The 1140-nt window shown below is 70.7% G+C and carries 2 protein-coding genes; one reads left to right on the top strand and one right to left on the bottom strand.

Annotated features, from left to right (window positions below; translation table 11 throughout):
- Nucleotides 1–394 (top strand): gluconokinase (locus ACFWF3_RS36730; RefSeq protein ID WP_379318842.1); only part of this gene is annotated, 394 nt, incomplete at its 5' end.
- Here the strand turns inward: ACFWF3_RS36730 and ACFWF3_RS36725 are convergent.
- Entirely contained in the window at nt 385–1131 is a 747-nt protein-coding gene (locus tag ACFWF3_RS36725) for a M50 family metallopeptidase (RefSeq protein WP_378631064.1), read from the bottom strand. The genes ACFWF3_RS36730 and ACFWF3_RS36725 overlap by 10 nt on opposite strands.
- Between the last annotated feature and the right edge of the window lie 9 nt (nt 1132–1140).

Here is a 1140-nt window from a genome sequence, read left to right as displayed (position 1 = left end):
TCCGCCGGCCAACATCGAGAAGATGGCCGCGGGCATCCCGCTCACCGACGAGGACCGGCTGCCCTGGCTCGACACCGTCGCGGACTGGCTCGCCGAGCACCAAGCGGCCGGCGGGGTCGCGACCTGCTCGGCGTTGCGGCGGGCCTACCGCGACCGCCTGCGCGAGAAGGCGCCGCAGACCTACTTCGTTCACCTGGCCGCCACCCGCGAGGAACTGCTCCGCCGGATGACCGGCCGACTCGGTCACTTCATGCCGACGATCCTGCTGGACTCCCAGCTCGACACCCTCGAACCGCTGCAACCCGACGAAGCGGGTGTCACCCTCAACGCGCTGCAGCCGCCGAGTGCGCTCGTCACCGAGGCCGTCGACTACTGGATCGCCGATCACCGCTGAAGCAGCGGGTGTAGCTCCTCGACCGGGGCCAGCATCAGCATCGCGCCCACGACCAGCGCCGCCAGGCAGACAGCGCTGAAGAACAGCACCCACAGCACCGCGGGCAGATGGGTCAACCGGGCCAGCTGGTCCGCATCGGAGTCCGTCCGCCCCGGTTGCCTGCGACGGCTGCGTTGCAGTTCGAAGACGGGCCGCACCCCGGCGGCGAGCAGGAACCACGCCGCGAGATACGCGAACGCGGCCTGCAGCAGATCGCTGCCGAACCACGACACCCCGAACACCAGTGCGCCGAGCACGAACACGGTGAGCAGCCCGTACACATTGCGCACCTTGATCAGCACCGCCGCCAGCATCACCAGCGTCGCCCACAGCATCACCGTGACCCGGCCCGTTCCCAGCAGTGCCGCGTAGCCGAGCCCGAGCAGCGCCGGCGCCGGATACCCGGCGGCCGCGGTGAGAATCATGCCGGGACCACTCGGTTTGCCGCTCGACACGGTCAGCCCCGACGTGTCGGTGTGCAGGGTGATCGCGTGCAGCCTGCGCCCGGTGAGCAGCGCGACCAACGCGTGCCCACCCTCGTGCGCCACGGTCACCGCGGCGCGGGTCAGCCGCCACAGCGGTCGGTAGCCGACCAGAATCAACGCCACCGCGGCGGTGGCGAGCACCAACCACCAGGCGGGCGCGGGCTGGGGTGCGAGGAGACGATCGAGCAGCGAGCTGGCAGATCCGGTGTTCACCGCCGCACT

This window comes from Nocardia sp. NPDC060220 (assembly GCF_042727815.1).
GTDB lineage: Bacteria > Actinomycetota > Actinomycetes > Mycobacteriales > Mycobacteriaceae > Nocardia.
The sequence above is the reverse complement of the archived record's forward strand: the minus strand, read 5'-3'. Positions and strand labels throughout refer to the sequence as shown.